The 17,199-nt window shown below is 54.7% G+C and carries 16 protein-coding genes, 3 tRNA genes and 3 pseudogenes; 17 read left to right on the forward strand and 5 right to left on the reverse strand.

Annotated features, from left to right (window positions below; all coding sequences use genetic code 11):
* The first annotated feature begins 88 nt into the window (after window positions 1–88).
* From RRF55_RS14905 to RRF55_RS14950, 10 genes are all read left to right on the forward strand, one after another.
* Window positions 89–784 (forward strand): XRE family transcriptional regulator, encoded by a 696-nt coding sequence (locus RRF55_RS14905; protein WP_023317570.1) that lies wholly within the window; start codon window positions 89–91, stop codon window positions 782–784.
* Between the two features lie 857 nt (window positions 785–1,641).
* On the forward strand, window positions 1,642–1,941 hold the full coding sequence (locus RRF55_RS14910) for a hypothetical protein (RefSeq protein WP_032437708.1): 300 nt from the start codon (window positions 1,642–1,644) through the stop codon (window positions 1,939–1,941).
* Complete coding sequence (locus RRF55_RS14915; protein ID WP_039104063.1) at window positions 1,941–2,726, forward strand: ParB/RepB/Spo0J family partition protein; 786 nt, start codon at window positions 1,941–1,943, stop codon at window positions 2,724–2,726. The genes RRF55_RS14910 and RRF55_RS14915 overlap by 1 nt, the downstream gene beginning before the upstream one ends.
* On the forward strand, window positions 2,723–3,208 hold the full coding sequence (locus tag RRF55_RS14920; protein ID WP_074422613.1) for a hypothetical protein: 486 nt from the start codon (window positions 2,723–2,725) through the stop codon (window positions 3,206–3,208). Before RRF55_RS14915 ends, RRF55_RS14920 begins: the two co-directional genes overlap by 4 nt.
* A complete protein-coding gene (locus RRF55_RS14925) occupies window positions 3,205–3,954 on the forward strand; it encodes a phosphoadenosine phosphosulfate reductase domain-containing protein (protein ID WP_039104065.1) in 750 nt (249 codons plus the stop codon). The genes RRF55_RS14920 and RRF55_RS14925 overlap by 4 nt, the downstream gene beginning before the upstream one ends.
* The gene (locus tag RRF55_RS14930) at window positions 3,951–4,610 is read left to right on the forward strand and encodes a hypothetical protein (RefSeq protein ID WP_039104067.1); all 660 of its coding nucleotides are present in this window, start codon (window positions 3,951–3,953) and stop codon (window positions 4,608–4,610) included. The genes RRF55_RS14925 and RRF55_RS14930 overlap by 4 nt, the downstream gene beginning before the upstream one ends.
* Window positions 4,610–4,990, forward strand: coding sequence for an HNH endonuclease (locus RRF55_RS14935; protein ID WP_039104069.1), 381 nt, complete (start codon window positions 4,610–4,612; stop codon window positions 4,988–4,990). Before RRF55_RS14930 ends, RRF55_RS14935 begins: the two co-directional genes overlap by 1 nt.
* Window positions 4,987–5,415 (forward strand): hypothetical protein, encoded by a 429-nt coding sequence (locus RRF55_RS14940; RefSeq protein ID WP_039104070.1) that lies wholly within the window; start codon window positions 4,987–4,989, stop codon window positions 5,413–5,415. Before RRF55_RS14935 ends, RRF55_RS14940 begins: the two co-directional genes overlap by 4 nt.
* 307 nt (window positions 5,416–5,722) lie before the next feature.
* Complete coding sequence (locus RRF55_RS14945; protein WP_004184757.1) at window positions 5,723–5,950, forward strand: DUF4224 domain-containing protein; 228 nt, start codon at window positions 5,723–5,725, stop codon at window positions 5,948–5,950.
* Between the two features lies 1 nt (window position 5,951).
* Window positions 5,952–6,944, forward strand: a complete 993-nt coding sequence (locus RRF55_RS14950; RefSeq protein WP_004184758.1) for a tyrosine-type recombinase/integrase — start codon at window positions 5,952–5,954, stop codon at window positions 6,942–6,944.
* A gap of 112 nt (window positions 6,945–7,056) precedes the next feature.
* Here the strand turns inward: RRF55_RS14950 and RRF55_RS14955 are convergent.
* Window positions 7,057–7,146: transfer RNA gene (locus tag RRF55_RS14955), tRNA-Ser, on the reverse strand.
* Window positions 7,147–7,236: 90 nt separating this feature from the next.
* Here RRF55_RS14955 and mtfA point away from each other — a divergent pair.
* From mtfA to RRF55_RS14975, 4 genes and pseudogenes are all read left to right on the forward strand, one after another.
* A complete protein-coding gene (gene mtfA, locus RRF55_RS14960; RefSeq protein ID WP_004227143.1) occupies window positions 7,237–8,037 on the forward strand; it encodes a DgsA anti-repressor MtfA in 801 nt (266 codons plus the stop codon).
* 100 nt (window positions 8,038–8,137) lie between these two features.
* Window positions 8,138–8,213 (forward strand) — tRNA-Asn (locus RRF55_RS14965).
* A gap of 351 nt (window positions 8,214–8,564) precedes the next feature.
* Window positions 8,565–9,317 (forward strand): annotated as a pseudogene (locus RRF55_RS14970) (LysR substrate-binding domain-containing protein).
* Window positions 9,318–9,353: 36 nt separating this feature from the next.
* Window positions 9,354–9,551 (forward strand): annotated as a pseudogene (locus tag RRF55_RS14975) (hypothetical protein); the annotation flags it as partial.
* 149 nt (window positions 9,552–9,700) lie between these two features.
* Here RRF55_RS14975 and ldtA read toward each other — a convergent pair.
* From ldtA to nac, 3 genes are all read right to left on the reverse strand, one after another.
* Window positions 9,701–10,642, reverse strand: coding sequence for a L,D-transpeptidase (gene ldtA / locus RRF55_RS14980; RefSeq protein ID WP_032411441.1), 942 nt, complete (start codon window positions 10,640–10,642; stop codon window positions 9,701–9,703).
* Window positions 10,643–10,720: 78 nt separating this feature from the next.
* Window positions 10,721–11,671, reverse strand: a complete 951-nt coding sequence (cbl, locus tag RRF55_RS14985) for an HTH-type transcriptional regulator Cbl (RefSeq protein WP_004180456.1) — start codon at window positions 11,669–11,671, stop codon at window positions 10,721–10,723.
* Between the two features lie 106 nt (window positions 11,672–11,777).
* Window positions 11,778–12,695: a nitrogen assimilation transcriptional regulator NAC gene (nac, locus tag RRF55_RS14990; protein ID WP_002911729.1), complete on the reverse strand. Its 918-nt coding sequence runs from the start codon at window positions 12,693–12,695 to the stop codon at window positions 11,778–11,780.
* Window positions 12,696–13,025: 330 nt separating this feature from the next.
* Between nac and RRF55_RS14995 the strand changes: the two genes are divergently transcribed.
* Window positions 13,026–13,101, forward strand: a tRNA-Asn gene (locus RRF55_RS14995).
* A 94-nt stretch (window positions 13,102–13,195) separates the two neighbouring features.
* Here RRF55_RS14995 and RRF55_RS15000 read toward each other — a convergent pair.
* The gene (locus tag RRF55_RS15000) at window positions 13,196–14,830 is read right to left on the reverse strand and encodes a Na+/H+ antiporter (RefSeq protein ID WP_004148971.1); all 1,635 of its coding nucleotides are present in this window, start codon (window positions 14,828–14,830) and stop codon (window positions 13,196–13,198) included.
* 588 nt (window positions 14,831–15,418) lie between these two features.
* Here RRF55_RS15000 and acuR point away from each other — a divergent pair.
* Window positions 15,419–16,244: pseudogene (acuR, locus tag RRF55_RS15005) on the forward strand (acrylate utilization transcriptional regulator AcuR).
* Window positions 16,177–17,097 (forward strand): MDR family oxidoreductase, encoded by a 921-nt coding sequence (locus RRF55_RS15010; protein WP_228958329.1) that lies wholly within the window; start codon window positions 16,177–16,179, stop codon window positions 17,095–17,097. Before acuR ends, RRF55_RS15010 begins: the two are co-directional and overlap by 68 nt.
* The last annotated feature ends 102 nt before the right edge of the window (window positions 17,098–17,199 follow it).

Here is a 17,199-nt window from a genome sequence, read left to right on the forward strand (position 1 = left end):
TATTTTTGCGTATTACGCATGTTATTCCACGCTAGCGAATTGCGCAAGTTGCTTTGCACGAAACGCAAAAACAACATGTAATGAGTGAATGAAAATAGGATCTCGCATACGACAACTTCGCTTAGCGAAGAACATTAAAATCGCAGAGCTTGCAGAAGCTGTGGGCGTTGATGCTGCCAATATTTCCAGGCTTGAAACTGGTAAACAAAAGCAGTTTTCAGAACAGACACTTAACCGACTTGCTCAAGCTTTAAGCGTAAGTGTACCTGACCTATTTACCTCTGACGAAAATGATACTACTGTACATATAAACAGTGAAAAATATGCATCTCCCGTAAAGGATGTGGATGTATACAGAGTCGAGGTACTTGATGTGAGCGCAAGCGCCGGGGCAGGACATATACACGGTAGTGACGTCATAGATGTCATTCATGCTATCGAGTTCAGCAATGATCAGGCATTGGCAATGTTTGGTGGCAGGACTCCATCTGGAGTAAAGGTCATCAACGTTCGCGGTGATAGCATGGCCTCAACGATTGAGCCTGGCGACCTAATCTTTGTGGACGTAACTATCAATGAGTTCGATGGGGATGGGATTTATGTCTTTGGTTTTGATGGAAAAGTTTATGTTAAACGCCTCCAGATGATACCAGACCAACTGCTAGTCATCTCTGATAACCCTCGTTATAGAGAATGGAATATAACTAAAGAGAATGAACACAGATTCTATATCTATGGAAAGGTTTTAATAAGCCAGTCTCAGTCCTTTAAACGGCATGGATAGCATTCATCATCATAAACCAGGCCTCATTCGAGGCCTTTTTTTTCGCCCTAAATTTGCGTTTTACGCACAAATCTATTGCGTTACTCGCAATTTATGATTATCTTCTACTCGTCAGCACATGACGCAACTTATGGACAAGGATGAACAGAACACAACATGGAAGCGCATTCCCCTTCTTTCCGGTGGGGATCGGTTTGTAACTGAAGGAGTGCGCTTCCAGTTGTGAACGGCAATATTCGCAACCGCTGTATGGCACATGCAGCGTTAGCCGCCAGAGAGTTACCTTTATCCATGCGCTCTCAGGAATTCCGGAAGAATGTGCAAGCTAAGTGTTTCAGGCACGACGTGCGCCCCACCAGCGCGGAGAAAAGGTGTGACGCCTCGGAAGAGACGAGGATATCAGCCATTCACGTTAAGCATTTACACGAGTGTTTAGCGGGACTGGAAGAGTTACCACTTGGAGACGGTCCTTTTAAATGTCCTGGACAGTGGCGCTTTGGTAGCGATAACAACCACTCCAGTTGATCCTGGGAGTTATCAGGTCAGTGAGCTGCCAGCACTCTCGACGGCAGTGACAGCCGGAAGTAGACGGCACAGCCTAGACGATATCTGAATGGCTTTAAAAACAGATGGGAGCCGGTGGAAGCCCGGCACACAACAGGAAAAAGCACTGTGTTAGTCAAGTGAGTTTCCAGTGCTTCAGTGCTCTTTCCGTTGTGTGGAGAACTAACGTACCGCCATTGCAGTGGCGGTCCCCCATCAGCAAGAAATTTTAACCAGCTATTCACCCACTCTCATGGGTTGGGTTGCTGCACCCTAAATTTACGCGTTGCAGCGCGTCAGATGGAGAACAAAAGATGGCTAAGACAGCAAATCAACTTATTAAACAGGCGTACGAAATAGCCAAAACTATGCCACCAGCACAGGCAGCAATCATCAAGGAACTGGCTACCGTCCTCGATGTTTCGAATGTAGCTCTGCGCCAGACGCGCACCGAACGTGACGCCCTTCTCGCAGAGGTCAAATCATGGGCGAAAGAGTGTGATCGTCTGACCGAGCGACACACCAAGAATCGCACAAATATGCATGTTCTAGAGGCTATGCGCGATTTGAAAGCAATTTGCCCCACCAGCTTCCGTAACGTGGAGGCTCTCTGATGGCTAAAGACTCAAAGCTGGTATATGGCGCGAGTGGCAAAACGAACGTTTTGACGTTCGAACCTGAAAACCTGCACTTGGTTACCGACAAAACGCACCCGCTTTACGATGAGCGTATCCACCTGCCTATCAGCGAGGCAATGGTGCTGAACATCATGGACCAGGGCGTTCTTGAGCCGATTATCGTCTGGAAAGACCCGGAGACAGGGCTGTCTTGTGTAGTCGATGGTCGCCAGCGTGTGCGCCATACACTGGAAGCCAACAAGCGACTGTTGAAAGAGGGTAAAGGACCGATACTGGTTCCAGCAGTCGCTAAACGTGGCTCCGCCGTTCGCATGGCGCAGGCGATGGTAAGTGCTAACGAAATCCGCCAGGCAGATACTCCGCTGGGCCGAGCAAAGAAAATGGCTGATGCGCTGGAGCGTGGGCACGACGAGGACGATTTAGCGCTGATGTTTGGCGTGAGTGTCCAGACCGTACGCGCAACACTGTCACTGCTGGATGCCACCCAGGCTGTTCGCGATGCAGTGGAGTCCGGAACGGTCACCGTTACCCTGGCGCGTCAGTTGGCATCGCTTAAACCCGAAGAGCAGCGGGAGAAGGTATCTGAAATCGAAGCGGCAACTGCTGGCACAACCGGCCATGAAAAAGCCCGGCGGCAGCGCCAGATTCTTGGTGAGGCAAAGCCACGTTTGAAAACCCGTAAAGAAATCACAAAAGCCCTCGACGGCGCCACTGGCGATTATGCTGCGGCTCTGCGCTGGGTACTTGGGGAGGCTGTATGACTATCACACTACAGGCAGTAAACGAGCTCATCGCCTCCCTGGAGAGTGCAGGCGAGCTGTCGATCAGAGAGACAAAGGTTATGGCGCTGGCGAAAGCGTTTAAGCAGCTGGCTGCGGAGAACGTGACGATGCTTCGCTTGCTGACCGATATTAGCGACAACCACGTTGAGTATTTCTCTGAGGGTGAAGACGGCATGTTTGCGGGAGTACCGCTGGATTACGTATCTGAAATCAACATGTACGTATCTCGCGACGTTAACGCTGAAAACCCGTTCCCCGCTACCGATAGCTTCTATGCCGGGATTAAGGCTGATGCGATTACCGCTTCTTTGGATGCCTGCTCTGACTATCTTGAAACTGACTGTGTTATGGACAGGCTTAATATCAGCTACGAAGAAGCCGAGAAGCGAACCTCAGGGGCAATCGAGTTTCATGATGCGATGGTCGATTTTGCAAACCAGCTGCGCGAGGGGGCCAAATGATCCCCGACATTACTTCATTAATCACTGCTGGCGCGCTGTTTGTCTCGAATCATTCTGGCGGCAAAGACAGCCAGGCGATGCTCATCAATCTGCTTGAGGTCATCCCGCCGAAGCAGCTCGTTGTCGTGCATGCGTCCCTTGGCGCGATGGAATGGCCCGGAGCGCTGGAGCTGGCTCAGAAACAGGCAGAGGCAGCAGGCATACCGTTCATCGTCGCCCGTGCACACAAGACCCTGCTGGAGATGGTAGAGCGTCGATTCCTGAACCGCCCGGAGGTTCCGAGTTGGCCTTCTGCAAGTACCCGGCAGTGCACCAGTGACCTGAAGCGCGGACCTATCCAGCGCGAGGTTAGAGCCTATGCGAAGGCCAACGGATTCAAGGTCATCGTTAACTGCTTGGGCCTGCGGGCTCAGGAGTCGCCAGGTCGCGCAAAGCGGCAGGCGTTCCGGAAGAACGAGACAGACTCCAATTCCGTTCTGACCTGGTACGAGTGGCTACCGGTTCACGATCTGCAGGCCGACGCGGTTTTCGCAATCATCAGCGGGGCAGGACAAGAGCCACACTACGCCTACGCACTGGGTAACGAGCGCCTGAGCTGCGTGTTCTGCATCATGGCAAGCCGCAACGATCTGAAGAACGGCGCAACGCATCACCCTGACCTGCTGGAGCAGTATGCGGCACTGGAGGCCCGTACTGGCTACACCATGCACATGAATCGGATCCCGATTAAGGAGCTTGCAGCATGACTGATATCACCGAACTGGCGCAGAGAGAGAAATTCGAAGCGTGGCTGGAAGGTGCTGAGGCGCTGCCTTTGGGTTATCTCAAAAATCGCCGGGCTTCTGATAGTGAATACCTGGACCCGAGCATCACCGACATGTGGGCCGCATGGAAAGGTGCTAGCGCTGAGCTGGTAGAGGCGCTGGAGAAGGCGCAGAGAGCCAACGCCGCCCAGGATGACCATATCAACCAGCAGCAAGACCGTATCGATCAGCTGGAGAAGGGATGCAGACACGCCGCTAAGCGCATCAATTCCTGGCGTCGCTTGGCTAAGCGGAGTATCGCAGAGCAAGAAAAGTGTGTGGATGAGCTTGATGCTGCGCGTCAGCGCATCGTAGAGCTGGACAGAAAAAATTCCGAGCTTGATTCACTTACTCAGCGCTGGGCTGTTGAGCGCGCTGAAAATGCCGAACGCATCGCCGAGCTGGACGCAGAGCTTGAGCGGGAGAGGGAAAAATCACGGCGCGTGATGTCTCGCATCTCCGAGCTGGAGTCCCGCGCCGTGAAGCTGCCGAAGAAAAACATCGGCTGGGACCGAGACGAAGAAGATTGCTGGAACAATGCTATTGACGCCTGTGCTGAGGTACTGGCCGCCGCTGGCATCAAGGTGGAGGCTGAGTGATGGCACTGACCAAAAAACAGCGCGCAGAATTGCGCATGAAATTTGGCGGGCGCTGCGCTTACTGCGGGTGCGAGCTGCGCGATAAATTCCATGCCGATCACGTTGAAGCTGTACGCAGGAATATCAGTAACGGCTACGCAATGGACAGACCTGAAAACGACACCATCGACAATATGGTACCAGCGTGTATCCCCTGCAATCTGTTCAAAATGTGCAGCACGGTTGAGGATTTTCGCAGCCGCATCGCGACTCAGGTTGATGTGACTCGCCGGGCATCGAGAAGCTACCGTACAGCGGAATCATTCGGCCTGGTTCAACCAACTAACGCGCCGGTAGTGTTCTGGTTCGAAAAGTATCAGGCAGAAGGAGCCAACCAATGACCAAATCAACCATAACCAGAGAGCGCTTGGAACAACTCGCTGATAACAACACTATCTGCAAAGTTTCATGGGATGAGCGGATCGAACTGGCACGCATGGCGCTGGCCGCAATGGACAGCAAGACTCATGATGCCATTAGCTTCGACGAATGGTCACGCAAATGCGCTTTGCAAATCACGCTTTGCTACCCTGATTTTCGAGAAAAGGCTCAGTACATCTGGGATTCAGCGCGAGAAACACAGCAGCCAGCGCCGGTAGTGCCTGATGGTTACGTGATGGTGCCGAAGGAGCCGACAGAAGCAATGATGCTGCATAATTCAGGATGCCAGCACCACGCTTGGGATGATCCTGATTGTGCAATGCGCCAGACGCGCAGGTTAATTTGGTCACATATGCTTGCAGCCGCCCCGCAGGAGGTGAAGTGAAAACGAACAAGCTGAAGCGTCGCCGCTGGCGGCGCATGCGGGATGCTTTGGCCGCATATAAGACTGAAGCAAGTGACTGGAAATCGTTGTACCTCGAACGCACTGCAGAAATCGCATCACTACGTAGTCAACGATTGTTGGTCCCTATGCCGGTAATTGTACCAGCGGAAATTTATAACCAGTTTAAAGGGGTAAGGGAGGACCACCAGCTGTGTAAAAGGTGTAATGACGGACTGCGTGGTGGCTGTTCGTCTTGTTCATATAGTGGCAGATAACCGGTTGCAGCCGGTTTAGTGGAGAACAACTCATGAGCGATCGCTTCCTGACTGATGAAGAACTGACAGAGGCAACGGGTTCGCCCCAAAAGTCACTGCAGAAAGAGGTATTAACGCAGAACGGGATCTTTTTTATTGAACGCCGGGACGGAGCAATTAAAACGACCTGGTTTCATATTAACCATCCCGTACAACGCATACTTCCACCAGCAGGCCATATGCCTACTCCAGGCATGAACTTTGACGCTGTAGAGAGATAATATGGGCCGCAAAAGAGCGCCTGGTAATGAGTGGATGCCGAAGGGTGTGTTTTTCCGCCCTTCCGGTTACTACTGGAAGCCAGGAGGTACTACCGAGAATCTAGCCCCAGCAAACGCTTCTAAAGCGGAGGTTTGGTTAGCTTACGAGAAAGTCGTTGAAGGTCGAAAAAAACTACTCACCTTTCAACAATTGTGGAAAAAATTTTTAAATAGTGCTGACTATGCAGACCTTGCCCCCAGGACACAAAAAGATTACCTGGCACATGAAAAATACTTGTTAGCGGTTTTCGGCGATGCAGAAGCAAAGGCCATTAAACCTGAACACGTCCGGCGCTACATGGATGCACGTGGTAAAAAAAGCCGTGTTCAGGCTAATCACGAGCATAGTTCAATGTCTCGTGTATACCGCTGGGGTTATCAGCGTGGTTATGTACCAGGTAATCCGTGTGTTGGTGTCGATAAGTTTCCTAAACCCCAGCGCGACCGCTACATAACTGATGAAGAGTACATAGCTATCTTCACTCATGCGACACCTGCAGTTAAAGCCGCTATGGAAATTGCGTATCTTTGCGCTGCAAGGGTATCTGATGTTCTTAAAATGAACTGGAATCAGATTCTTGATAAAGGAATTTTCATACAGCAAGGTAAAACTGGTATTAAACAGATCAAAGCCTGGACTGAGCGTCTTAGTGCGGCTGTGGATATTTGCAGGGAATGGGGACAGGATGGCCCTGTTATCAGGACAATGTATGGTGAGCGTTATTCATACAAGGGATTTAATGAAGCATGGAGAAAAGCGAGAAACGCGGCTTCTGAAGAACTTGGTAGGCCACTTGATTGCACCTTCCATGATCTAAAGGCTAAAGGGATCTCAGACTATGAAGGATCTGGCAGGGATAAGCAAAAATTCAGTGGTCATAAGACAGAATCACAGGTACTTGTTTACGACAGGAAAGTTAAAATCAGCCCGACTTTGAACAAGAAAATGAGATGATTCTTTGGCGTCGGAGCATGCTTCGGCGCTAGAATTTTTCTCAGTGGATTTTCTCAATTTTTCTCATCGGGATGCAGGTCACTGAAAGGGAATGCTGTAAGTGTTTGAATAGTGGCGGAGAGAGGGGGATTTGAACCCCCGGTAGAGTTGCCCCTACTCCGGTTTTCGAGACCGGTCCGTTCAGCCGCTCCGGCATCTCTCCGCTGTGATGGTTGCTATAATGCCAGGATCTTTGGCATTTTAATAGCTCCCGTTTCGGTAATTGTGTTCAAGTGACGACTTTGCGAGCAATATGATGTTTAAATGGCCCTGGAAAGCAGATGATGAGTCCGGCAACGCAGAGATGCCCTGGGAGCAAGCGCTTGCCATTCCGGTTTTAGCCCATCTTTCGTCCACTGAGCAGCACAAGCTCACGCAGATGGCTGCCCGTTTTTTACAGCAAAAGCGGCTGGTGGCATTGCAGGGGCTGGAGCTGACCCCGCTGCATCAGGCGCGCATTGCTATGCTCTTTTGTCTGCCGGTGCTTGAGCTGGGCATTGAGTGGCTGGATGGCTTCCATGAAGTGCTGATCTACCCTGCCCCTTTCATCGTCGATGATGAATGGGAGGATGATATTGGTCTGGTCCACAACCAGCGGGTGGTACAGTCGGGACAAAGCTGGCAACAGGGTCCTGTAGTGCTGAACTGGCTGGATATTCAAGACTCTTTTGATGCGTCAGGCTTTAACCTTGTGGTGCATGAAGTGGCGCATAAGCTTGATACGCGGAACGGCGACCGGGCCAGCGGCGTGCCGCTTATCCCGTTGCGTGAAGTTGCCGGCTGGGAGCACGATCTCCACGCCGCGATGAACAACATTCAGGATGAGATAGATCTGGTAGGCGAAAGCGCCGCCAGTATTGACGCCTATGCCGCCACCGATCCCGCAGAGTGCTTTGCTGTCCTCTCGGAATATTTTTTCAGTGCGCCTGAACTGTTCGCGCCTCGCTTCCCGGCCCTGTGGCAGCGTTTTTGCCACTTTTACCGCCAGGATCCGCTGGCGCGTAGACGTGAGAATGGCCTGCAGGACGAAGGCGATCGGCGCATTGTTCACTAAAACAACGTGTTGAGCTAAATTTAGCCATTTGAATCAGCAGGTTAATTTTAGTGTTGACACAAAAATGCGAGGCCAGTAGTATGCGCCTCGTTCACACGATTCCTCTGTAGTTCAGTCGGTAGAACGGCGGACTGTTAATCCGTATGTCACTGGTTCGAGTCCAGTCAGAGGAGCCAAATTTAAAAATCCCGCTCAGGGAAACCTGAGCGGGATTTTTGCTTTCCGTGATCCTCTCCGCTCCCCAAGCATGCAATCTTATCCTGGTGTAGGTGCTATTTTCTTGCTATGAGGCAAGCTGAACGGCCGTGAGCCCACGCTCCCGCAAAGGCTTAAATAAAGGCGGTTTAACCGTGCCGGACCATACCTGGGTGTAAGGCAATAATGCGCGGTTCCAAAAAAGATCGGCAACACCGTCGCTTCTGACATCTCTCCGCCAGCGGGTATAAGCAGCATCGTACCGTAGGTATCGTCCAACGTTCCGTATGTGATCCCCGCAGGTGAAAAGCAGCGATGCTGCTCCCAACCTTATGGCTACAGACTTTCGATCCGGCGGTAACCGCTGGGTCTGCCGCTGCGTAGCAGACATGGAGGATGCTGAAAACAGCCTGTCCAGTGCGGCGATGACGCCCAGGGGACGGCTACGGGTGGATGTACCGAGTCCGCTGGCCCGCCTTATTCTGGTGCCGGCGCTTCCGGCTTTCCACGCCCGCTACCCTGATATCCAGATCGACATGGGTGTGAGCGACCGGGTAGTGGATCTGATCGGCGACAACGTGGATTGCGTTCTGCGCGGAGGTCAAATCACCGACCAGTACCTAATCGCACGCCATGTCGGCGATTTGCAAATCGGCGTCTACGTCGCCCCCAGCTATGTGGAACGCCTTGGCGCTCCCGCACACCCGCGCGAGCTGCAAAATACTGACCATTGCATAGTGGGATTCTTGTCCTCACGCACCAGTAAGATTGATCCTTTGGTACTGTGCAGTGAGAATGAACGTATTGAAATCACGGGCAACTAGGTACTTGCCGTGGATGATGGCAATGCTTACCTCGAAGCTGGGTTAGTTGGCTTAGGCGTGATTGCGCTGCCCAACTATATGGCGGCAGCGCATCAGGCCGTTGGCGCTTTGATTCCATTATTTACACAATGGCGGATTAGCCTAATGCCTCTGTACCTGGCGTTTCCACCGAACCGCCATGTCAACGCCAAGCTGCGCGTTTTTATTGACTGGATCGTTGAATTGATGCTGCAGCATGTCCCCATTACCAACAATAAGTAACGACATCCCAGCTCCGTGATTCGCTTATCAGCGGCGATGGGGTTCAGCGGTAGTGACTGTGGTCAGGCGTGTTTTGACAATAGGGATTCAGCAGAACTCATCCGTCTTATATTCTGGATAATGGCTATCATAAAGGGGATCTTCGCTTTCATGGACAATGGCAGCCCAAAAAAAATCCTCAGTAACAAGATTAAGTCCATAGGCATATTTGCAGACTTTATCATCCCCTCCTGAGCATCTCCTGGCGCCCTCATTAAAACGCCATCACAGCCACTGTTGATAAGTTAAGGATCGGTTTCCCGATCCTTATTCCCAACAACGTTGAATGCATCGTCAGCAAAAGAGCCTTCTTACAATAGCCGTTAATCAGACTAAACGACCCGCTACAAACTTCCCTGCGCCGCTGTGGCGCTGATATTCACCGGCATGCCGGAGCGGCGCTGCAGGGTCTGCTCGACCTGGGCAGGGCTCACTCCCGGCCCCTGGGTAAAGTCGCGCAGCGCCGAGGTCATCGGCAAGGGGACTTTTCTGTCGGATTCAAACTCCGCGCGGTTGCGCGACAGCGGCTCGTGCACCTCCAGCCAGTGACTGCCGTCCGGCTCCACGCTGTACTTCACCGGCTGATCGATCAGCTGAACCCGCGTCCCAACCGGCACGTTATCAAACAGGAATTTAATATCGTCATTGCGCAGGCGGATGCATCCCTGGCTGACGCGCAGCCCGATACCAAAGTTGGCATTGGTACCGTGGATGGCGTAGAGCCTGCCGATGTAGATCGCATACAGCCCCATCGGATTATCGGGCCCGGGGGGCACCATCGCCGGCAGCGTTTTGCCCTCTTTCGCATACTCGCGGCGGGTATTGGCGGTTGGCACCCAGGTGGGGCCTTCCTGCTTACGCTCTACTGCCGTCACCCAGTTACGCGGCGTTTCGCGTCCCGCCTGACCAATGCCGATTGGCAGGACTTCGACGCTATTGCCCAGCGGCGGGTAATAATAGAGACGCATTTCGGCAACGTTGATCACGATCCCTTCGCGCACGGTGTCGGGCAGGATCAGCTGTTGCGGAATAGTCAGCGTCGAACCGGAGTGCGGCAAATAGACATCGACCCCGGGGTTGGCTTCCAGCATATTGCTTAACCCCTGGCCGTACTGGGCGGCAAAACTTTCCAGCGGCTGGGTGTTATTGTCCGGAACGGCAATGGTAAATGCGCTGCCCACCAAACGGCTCCCCTCCGGCGGCAGCGGATAGCTGACGGCCAGCGCGCCGTGGCTGGCAAGCAGCATCAGCGCCGTACAGAGTAATTTCACACGCCGCATCGTCATTTTCCCTTCCTCAGTCGCGACTCACGTGTGTGAATTATAGCGTTATTTCCACTCCCCGACCCGCTGGCCAGCATTTCCTTAAATCTGATAGTCGATTGCGGCCTCTTCCGGCTCCATCGCCTGACGCTTAATCTCATCCAGCGACAGTCCGGCATTACACAATTCGATAAAGCGCCAAACGTAATTCCGCTGCAGCTGGCCCCGCTTCAGTCCCAACCACACGGTATTGGCATCGAACAGATGGCGGGTATCAAGACGCGTAAAGGTGTCCGCTTCCCGGGCATCACCGGACTGCTCGGCGACCAGCCCGACGCCCAGCCCCAGCTCCACGTAGGTCTTGATCACATCGGAATCCTGCGCGCTCAGCACGATATCCGGCATCAACCCCTTGCGGTTGAACGCCTCATCTATGCGCGAACGGCCAGTGATCCCCTGGCGGTAGGTGATTAACGGCCAGCGGGCGATCGCCTCCAGCGTCAGGGGAGAAACCTGCGTCAAAGGATGATCCTTCGGCACCAGCAGGCTGTGATGCCAGCGGAACCAGGGGAAAGCCGCCAGCGTCGGATCGTTGCTCAGGCGCTCGCTGGCGATGCCGATATCCGCTCCACCGTTATGCAGCAGCGCTTCGATTTCCTGCGGGGTACCCTGCACCAGCTCGACGCGAACATCTGAGAACAGCTCGCGGAAAGCTTTAATGACCGGCGGCAGGCTGTAGCGCGCCTGAGTATGGGTGGTGGCGATAGTTAAGACGCCTGACGCATCGTTAGTGAAGAGATCCGCCAGCCGCCGAACGTTACTGGCTTCATTGAGGATCCGCTCGGCAATCGATAACAGCGCTTTACCCGGCTCGGTCATGCCTAACAGGCGTTTGCCGCGGCGGATAAAGATCTCAATCCCCAGCTCCTCTTCCAGTTCCCGGATATGGCGACTGACGCCTGACTGCGAGGTATAGAGCATATTCGCGACTTCCGTCAGGTTGTAATCCTGACGGGCCGCCTCACGGATAATTTTCAGCTGCTGGAAGTTCACCCTTTCCTCCGGGCCAATGGACTTAACGTATCTGCTATTGTTAAAGTCTGTTGTCCCAGGTAACAAATAATAAAAACCAGCAACTTATTCCTTAAGAGAATATACCCTAACTGACCAGCTGCAGTTCACGGTTTTCCAGCGATGGGCGGCTCACCAGAGACAGCAGGATCTCTTTCACCGCCTGCGCCTGCGGCGACAGACTGCCGCGAGCCGACATGTTCAGCGACAGCGACAGGCTCATTGAAGGCGTGCTGATCCGCGCCATCCAGCCGTTCGCCGCCCCGCACAGGGAACGGGCTGCGGATTCCGGTAACACCGTCGCCCCCATGCCGCTGGCGATGGCCGCGGTCAGGGTGGTAATGGATTCGATCTCGCCGATAATTTTCGCCGACAGACGACGCAGGGTGAATGCCTCGGTGACCCGCGCCCGCACTGCGCTGTAATCGCGGGGCAGGAACAGGTTCATCTCCGCCACCGCCGTGAGATCCACGCTCTGCCCCGGGCAGTCGCGGGTGCCGACCAGGTAAAGGTCTTCTTTCAGCAGCGGCTGGCTGACGATGCCTGCCACCGGCGAACGCTCATAGAGCACCGCCATATCCAGCTGGCCCGCCAGCAGCTTGTCATTCAGCGCTGTGCCGCTGCTCTCCTGCAGATAGACCATCACCTCGGGCAACTCATTGCGCACCGTTTGCAGCAACGGCATGGTAATGGCGGAGGCCGCGGTGCCCGGCGCCAGGCCGATCGATACCTGACCACGCAGCGTCTGGCCGACGTTATTGACCGCCAGCTGCGCCTGCTCGCACTGGCGCAGGATAGTGCGCGCATGGGTGTAGAGAATTTTACCGGCTTCCGTTGGCGTGACCCCTCGCTTGGTGCGTATCAGCAACTGCTGGTCCATTTCACCTTCCAGGGTCGCGACCTGTTGGCTAAGGGCCGGTTGGGCGATATGCAAGACTTCAGCGGCCTGGGTCAGACTGCCGATATCGACGATTTTCACAAAATATTTCAGTCGTCTTAAGTTCATTTTGCCTCCTGTAAGGAACGCCAGCGTCAACGCTGGGAGTATGTTGCACTGGTTTTTGCAATTTGCTTGCCAGCTTTACATTTCCTCGGCTGTCGCCCGCCACAGGCAGTGTTATAAGGGATAGTGATAGCAATTCGGTTTTTATTTGCCCGGTAAGCAGATTGTGGTATGCCCCATTAGGGGTACCTTCGCACTACAACGGTGCAACATGGTGAAAAAAACAGCGCATGGGTGGCGATTGCTGAAATTGTCAGCAGTCGAATGCAATTCTTTGAATCAGGCTTTGACAAGGCCGGATGGCATCGTTAATATGCGCCCCGTTCACACGATTCCTCTGTAGTTCAGTCGGTAGAACGGCGGACTGTTAATCCGTATGTCACTGGTTCGAGTCCAGTCAGAGGAGCCAAATTTAAAAAAGCCTGCTTTCGAGCAGGCTTTTTGCTTTTCAGCGCCGGTACTTCTGCCGGAAGGCGAATGGCCACCCTCCGGCGATTGCGGCTTTAGCGTAAACTCTCTTCCTTCAGATCTATCTCCCGCAGCACCTCATAAAAAGTGATATCGCTGATGTTATGGGCGCGGCGCAGCCGGAACAGCTCCTGACGCTGGGCGATAATGACCTCTCGTTGCATATATTTCTCCAGCCTGGCGCGCTTAGCCAGCTCCAGCCCGACATCCTGCCCCTCGTCATTGTCGTTATAGTGAAGCCGCCGCTGATAGGTTTCGAGCAGCATATTGCCGGCATCGGCCCGCAGGGCCTGCTCACTGGGATCCTCCACCGGCTCGTCCAGTAGCGCGTTAAGACGGTTAATGGCCACCTCGGTCATCACGGCGCCAATGTCGTCCTTACCGGTGTCATGCGGTAGATCATCGGCAAGATAACGGGTCATAAACGGCAGACCGATAGCCGCCACCACCAGCGACATCAGGATCACTGCCATCGAAAGAAAGATCAGTAGTTCACGGCCCGGGAACGGCGAACCATCTGCCAGCACCACCGGCAGCGTCAGAATACCGGCGAGGGTCACAGAGCCCTTCACTCCCGCCAGCGCCATGACGGCGAGGATACTGAAGCGTGGACGGACGGTGATGGCCTTGCCTCGACGTTTGCGGCGAAAAATTGTCAGCTTCATCGACAGCCATACCCAGGCGAAGCGCATCAGACCAAGCGCCAGGGTGATGGCCACGGCGTACAGAAGCAGATACCAGGGCGAAGAGACGCCGGCCTGGCTGGCTACCGCCGGCAGCGTCCTGAGCATGCGCGGCAGCTGCTCGCCCAGCATCAGAAAGATCATCCCGTTGAGGGTGGTCTGCAGCATGGACCATACCGCGCTGCTTTTCATGCGCGTCGCCGGAAGCCGGGGCCCCGACAGCTGCTCATAATGCATCGCAATGCCGGCGGCGACGGCGGCAAGAATGCCCGAGACATGGAACGCCTCGGCCAGCAGGTAGGCGGCGAAAGGGATAAGCAGGCTGATCAGGATCTGGATGGCTGGCTCCTCGCGGGTGCGCCGAACCAGAAAGTTATTACATTTGCCGGTGACCCACACCACCACGAGGCCACTGAGGATGCCCCCGAAGGCCATCAGGAAAAATTTCACCACCGCGTCTCCCGGGGAGAAGCTGCCGGTCAGCACCGCGGCGATGGCGAAATTAAAGGCGACGAGCCCTGAAGCATCGTTTAACAGCGACTCCCCTTCGAGAATATGCGCCATCCTTGAGGGAAGCGGCGAGCTGGCGGTCATTGCCGATACCGCCACCGGATCGGTAGGCGACAGAATAGCCGCGAGGGCGAACCCTGCCGCCACGGTGATAGCCGGGATCAGCCAGTGAATAAACAGGCCAATACCGAGAATAGTCACCATCACCAGGCCTATCGCCAGCGATAAAATCGGCTTCATATCGCGGAAAAAAGCGTCTTTGGGGATGCGCCAGCCATCGAGGAACAGCAGCGGCGGGATAAACAGCAGTAAAAAAATATGCGGGTCAAAATCGACCTGAAAGCCACTGGCGGCCAGCGCGGCGCCCGCGGCGATTTGGATCAGCGGTAGCGGCACTTTAACGGGCAGAAGATGGGACAGGAACACGGTCACCACGATGGCCATGATAAAGACCAGCACGATAGCAATTAGCGACATTCATCCCCTCCTCTGACGGTAATATTCATTCTGTACATCAGGCTGTTAATCCTTTTTCGCAGGTGTTGTTTCGGTAACAGATTATTTACCCAGTCACCGATAATTAAAGACAGACGTCATTGTCTGCCGGCGATAATATTTAAACTGAGGTGGCAAGCGGTGCCGGATCAGGGGTGACAATGTCTTTTATCAAGCCGCGTTTGTCAATCCGCTATCGTCTGCAAATCATCGCCGGCCGGCATTCCGGGGAGAAGTCCTCACGGGACTGTCGACCGGGGACTTCGCAAATTGGCCTCTTCACATGGACAAAACCACTCAACCGCTCCAGCACCTCGCTGTCTATATTCCCAATATTATTAATTCGTATTATGCATTGTGAATATGGATATTAATGACCAGTCTAATATACCCGGCAGAGTTATATTTCGTGCCCCCGCCGGCAGTGCGAACCACGTATTTGCGATAAATAATTCTTAACGCCCCCCAGTTCAGGATGATTGGTCAGCCAGCCTTACGCTACGCGCAATGCTTGCCCTACCCCTAAATTGGGCGTACCCTGACCAACAATTAAACCACACGGTCTAAATCATGAATCCCGATACCTCCGCCGTCCTGAAGCCCCGCCGCGGCCGTCCACCCAAGGTCGATCGCCAGTTTGACGATACGCGTCAGGCGCTGATTCGCTCAGGCCTTGAAGTGCTGACCGAAACGGGCTATCTCGCGGCGGGTATTGATGCGGTGATCAAGAATATCGCCGTGCCAAAGGGGTCGTTTTATCACTGCTTTAAAAGCAAAGAGGCCTTTGGCCTCGCCGTGCTTGCCGCCTATGGCGACTTCTTTGCGCATAAATTAGATAAATTCCTGCTGGACGACGCCGTGCCGCCGCTGGAACGGATGGCGGCCTTTGTGCGTCATGCCGGTCAGGGAATGGAAAAATTCCAGTTTCGCCGCGGCTGCCTGGTGGGCAACCTGCTGCAGGAAGCCCCGTTGTTACCCGAGACGTTTCCCCAACGGTTGATGGCTATCCTGGCGGCATGGGAGTCGCGCGTGGCGCGCTGCCTGCGCGAAGCGCAGGCAGCCGGGGCCATCGCCAGCGACGCCTCACCGCAGGCGCTGGCCCAGGTGTTCTGGATCGGCTGGGAAGGCGCGGTGATGCGCGCCAGGCTGGTCCAGTCTGCCGCACCGCTTAACCAGTACTGGGATTTTTTTGCGCACAGTATGACAACAAAAACACCTGCACAGGACGGCGCTAGCGCCGATAACCCCCTTCCGACGAGGAATACTCTGTCATGAAAGCATTAGTTCTGGACCAGATCGACAACCGCACCGTCGCCACCGTCAAAGATATCGACCTGCCCGCTCTTGCCGAAGGCGACGTCCGGGTCGCCATCGACTGGTCGAGTCTCAATTATAAAGACGCTCTGGCGATCACCGGCAAAGGCAAAATTATCCGTCAGTTTCCGATGGTGCCGGGCATTGATTTTGCCGGTCAGGTGAAAGAAAGCCGCGATCCGCGCTTTGTTCCCGGCCAGGCCGTGATCCTCACCGGCTGGGGCGTGGGCGAAAACCACTGGGGTGGCCTGGCCACCGAAGCCTGCGTTAAAGGCGACTGGCTGGTTGCTCTGCCGGAGACGCTCAGCGCGCGCCAGGCAATGATCATCGGCACCGCCGGCTTTACCGCGATGCTATGCGTTGATGCTCTCGTTAGTGCGGGCGTCACCCCTGACAGCGGGGATATCCTGGTCACCGGCGCCAGCGGCGGGGTCGGCAGCACCGCAGTGGTGTTGCTCAAAGCCCTTGGCTACCGGGTGATGGCCGTATCGGGCCGGGAATCGACACACGATTACCTTCGCCAGCTGGGCGCCGATACGATCCTGCCGCGCAGCGACTTCGCGGAGACCCGTCCGCTGGAGAAACAGCTGTGGGCGGGCGCGGTGGATACCGTTGGCGGCCCGGTGTTGGCCAAAGTGCTGGCGCAAACGCAATATCGCGGCTGCGTCGCCGCCTGCGGTCTGGCCGGGGGCTTCGATCTGCCGACCACCGTGATGCCGTTTATTCTGCGCAATGTGCGTCTGCAGGGGGTGGATTCGGTGATGGTGCCGACCGCTGAACGCGACGCTGTCTGGCAGCGTCTGGCCCAGCTTCTGCCGGAGAGCTACTACCAGCAGGCGGCCACAGAAATCACGCTGGAGCAGGCGCCAGCGTATGCCGCAGATTTCCTCAGCAATAATATTCATGGTCGGACGCTGGTCAATATCGGCCAGTAATCCTCTTCTCCCGGCGCCCGTGCGGCGCCGGATCCCGAGAGGGATCAAGGCATATCATTTCCTTCCCCACGGGATTATGATGACGCGAACGAATAGCTCTGC

Origin of the sequence: Klebsiella sp. K47 (genome assembly GCF_051858335.1) — a bacterium.
In the GTDB taxonomy this organism is placed as follows: domain Bacteria; phylum Pseudomonadota; class Gammaproteobacteria; order Enterobacterales; family Enterobacteriaceae; genus Klebsiella; species Klebsiella pneumoniae.

Bases quoted from the DNA above. Each gene is read 5' to 3' on its own strand.
- RRF55_RS14950 (WP_004184758.1), top strand. From the start codon at position 5,952: ATGGGCCGCAAAAGAGCGCCTGGTAATGAGTGGATGCCGAAGGGTGTG.
- ldtA (WP_032411441.1), bottom strand. From the start codon at position 10,642: ATGACGATGCGGCGTGTGAAATTACTCTGTACGGCGCTGATGCTGCTT.
- nac (WP_002911729.1), bottom strand. From the start codon at position 12,695: ATGAACTTAAGACGACTGAAATATTTTGTGAAAATCGTCGATATCGGC.
- RRF55_RS14940 (WP_039104070.1), top strand. From the start codon at position 4,987: ATGACCAAATCAACCATAACCAGAGAGCGCTTGGAACAACTCGCTGAT.
- RRF55_RS14935 (WP_039104069.1), top strand. From the start codon at position 4,610: ATGGCACTGACCAAAAAACAGCGCGCAGAATTGCGCATGAAATTTGGC.
- RRF55_RS14945 (WP_004184757.1), top strand. From the start codon at position 5,723: ATGAGCGATCGCTTCCTGACTGATGAAGAACTGACAGAGGCAACGGGT.
- RRF55_RS14915 (WP_039104063.1), top strand. From the start codon at position 1,941: ATGGCTAAAGACTCAAAGCTGGTATATGGCGCGAGTGGCAAAACGAAC.
- RRF55_RS14930 (WP_039104067.1), top strand. From the start codon at position 3,951: ATGACTGATATCACCGAACTGGCGCAGAGAGAGAAATTCGAAGCGTGG.
- RRF55_RS14920 (WP_074422613.1), top strand. From the start codon at position 2,723: ATGACTATCACACTACAGGCAGTAAACGAGCTCATCGCCTCCCTGGAG.
- RRF55_RS15000 (WP_004148971.1), bottom strand. From the start codon at position 14,830: ATGTCGCTAATTGCTATCGTGCTGGTCTTTATCATGGCCATCGTGGTG.
- mtfA (WP_004227143.1), top strand. From the start codon at position 7,237: ATGATGTTTAAATGGCCCTGGAAAGCAGATGATGAGTCCGGCAACGCA.
- RRF55_RS14910 (WP_032437708.1), top strand. From the start codon at position 1,642: ATGGCTAAGACAGCAAATCAACTTATTAAACAGGCGTACGAAATAGCC.
- RRF55_RS14905 (WP_023317570.1), top strand. From the start codon at position 89: ATGAAAATAGGATCTCGCATACGACAACTTCGCTTAGCGAAGAACATT.
- RRF55_RS14925 (WP_039104065.1), top strand. From the start codon at position 3,205: ATGATCCCCGACATTACTTCATTAATCACTGCTGGCGCGCTGTTTGTC.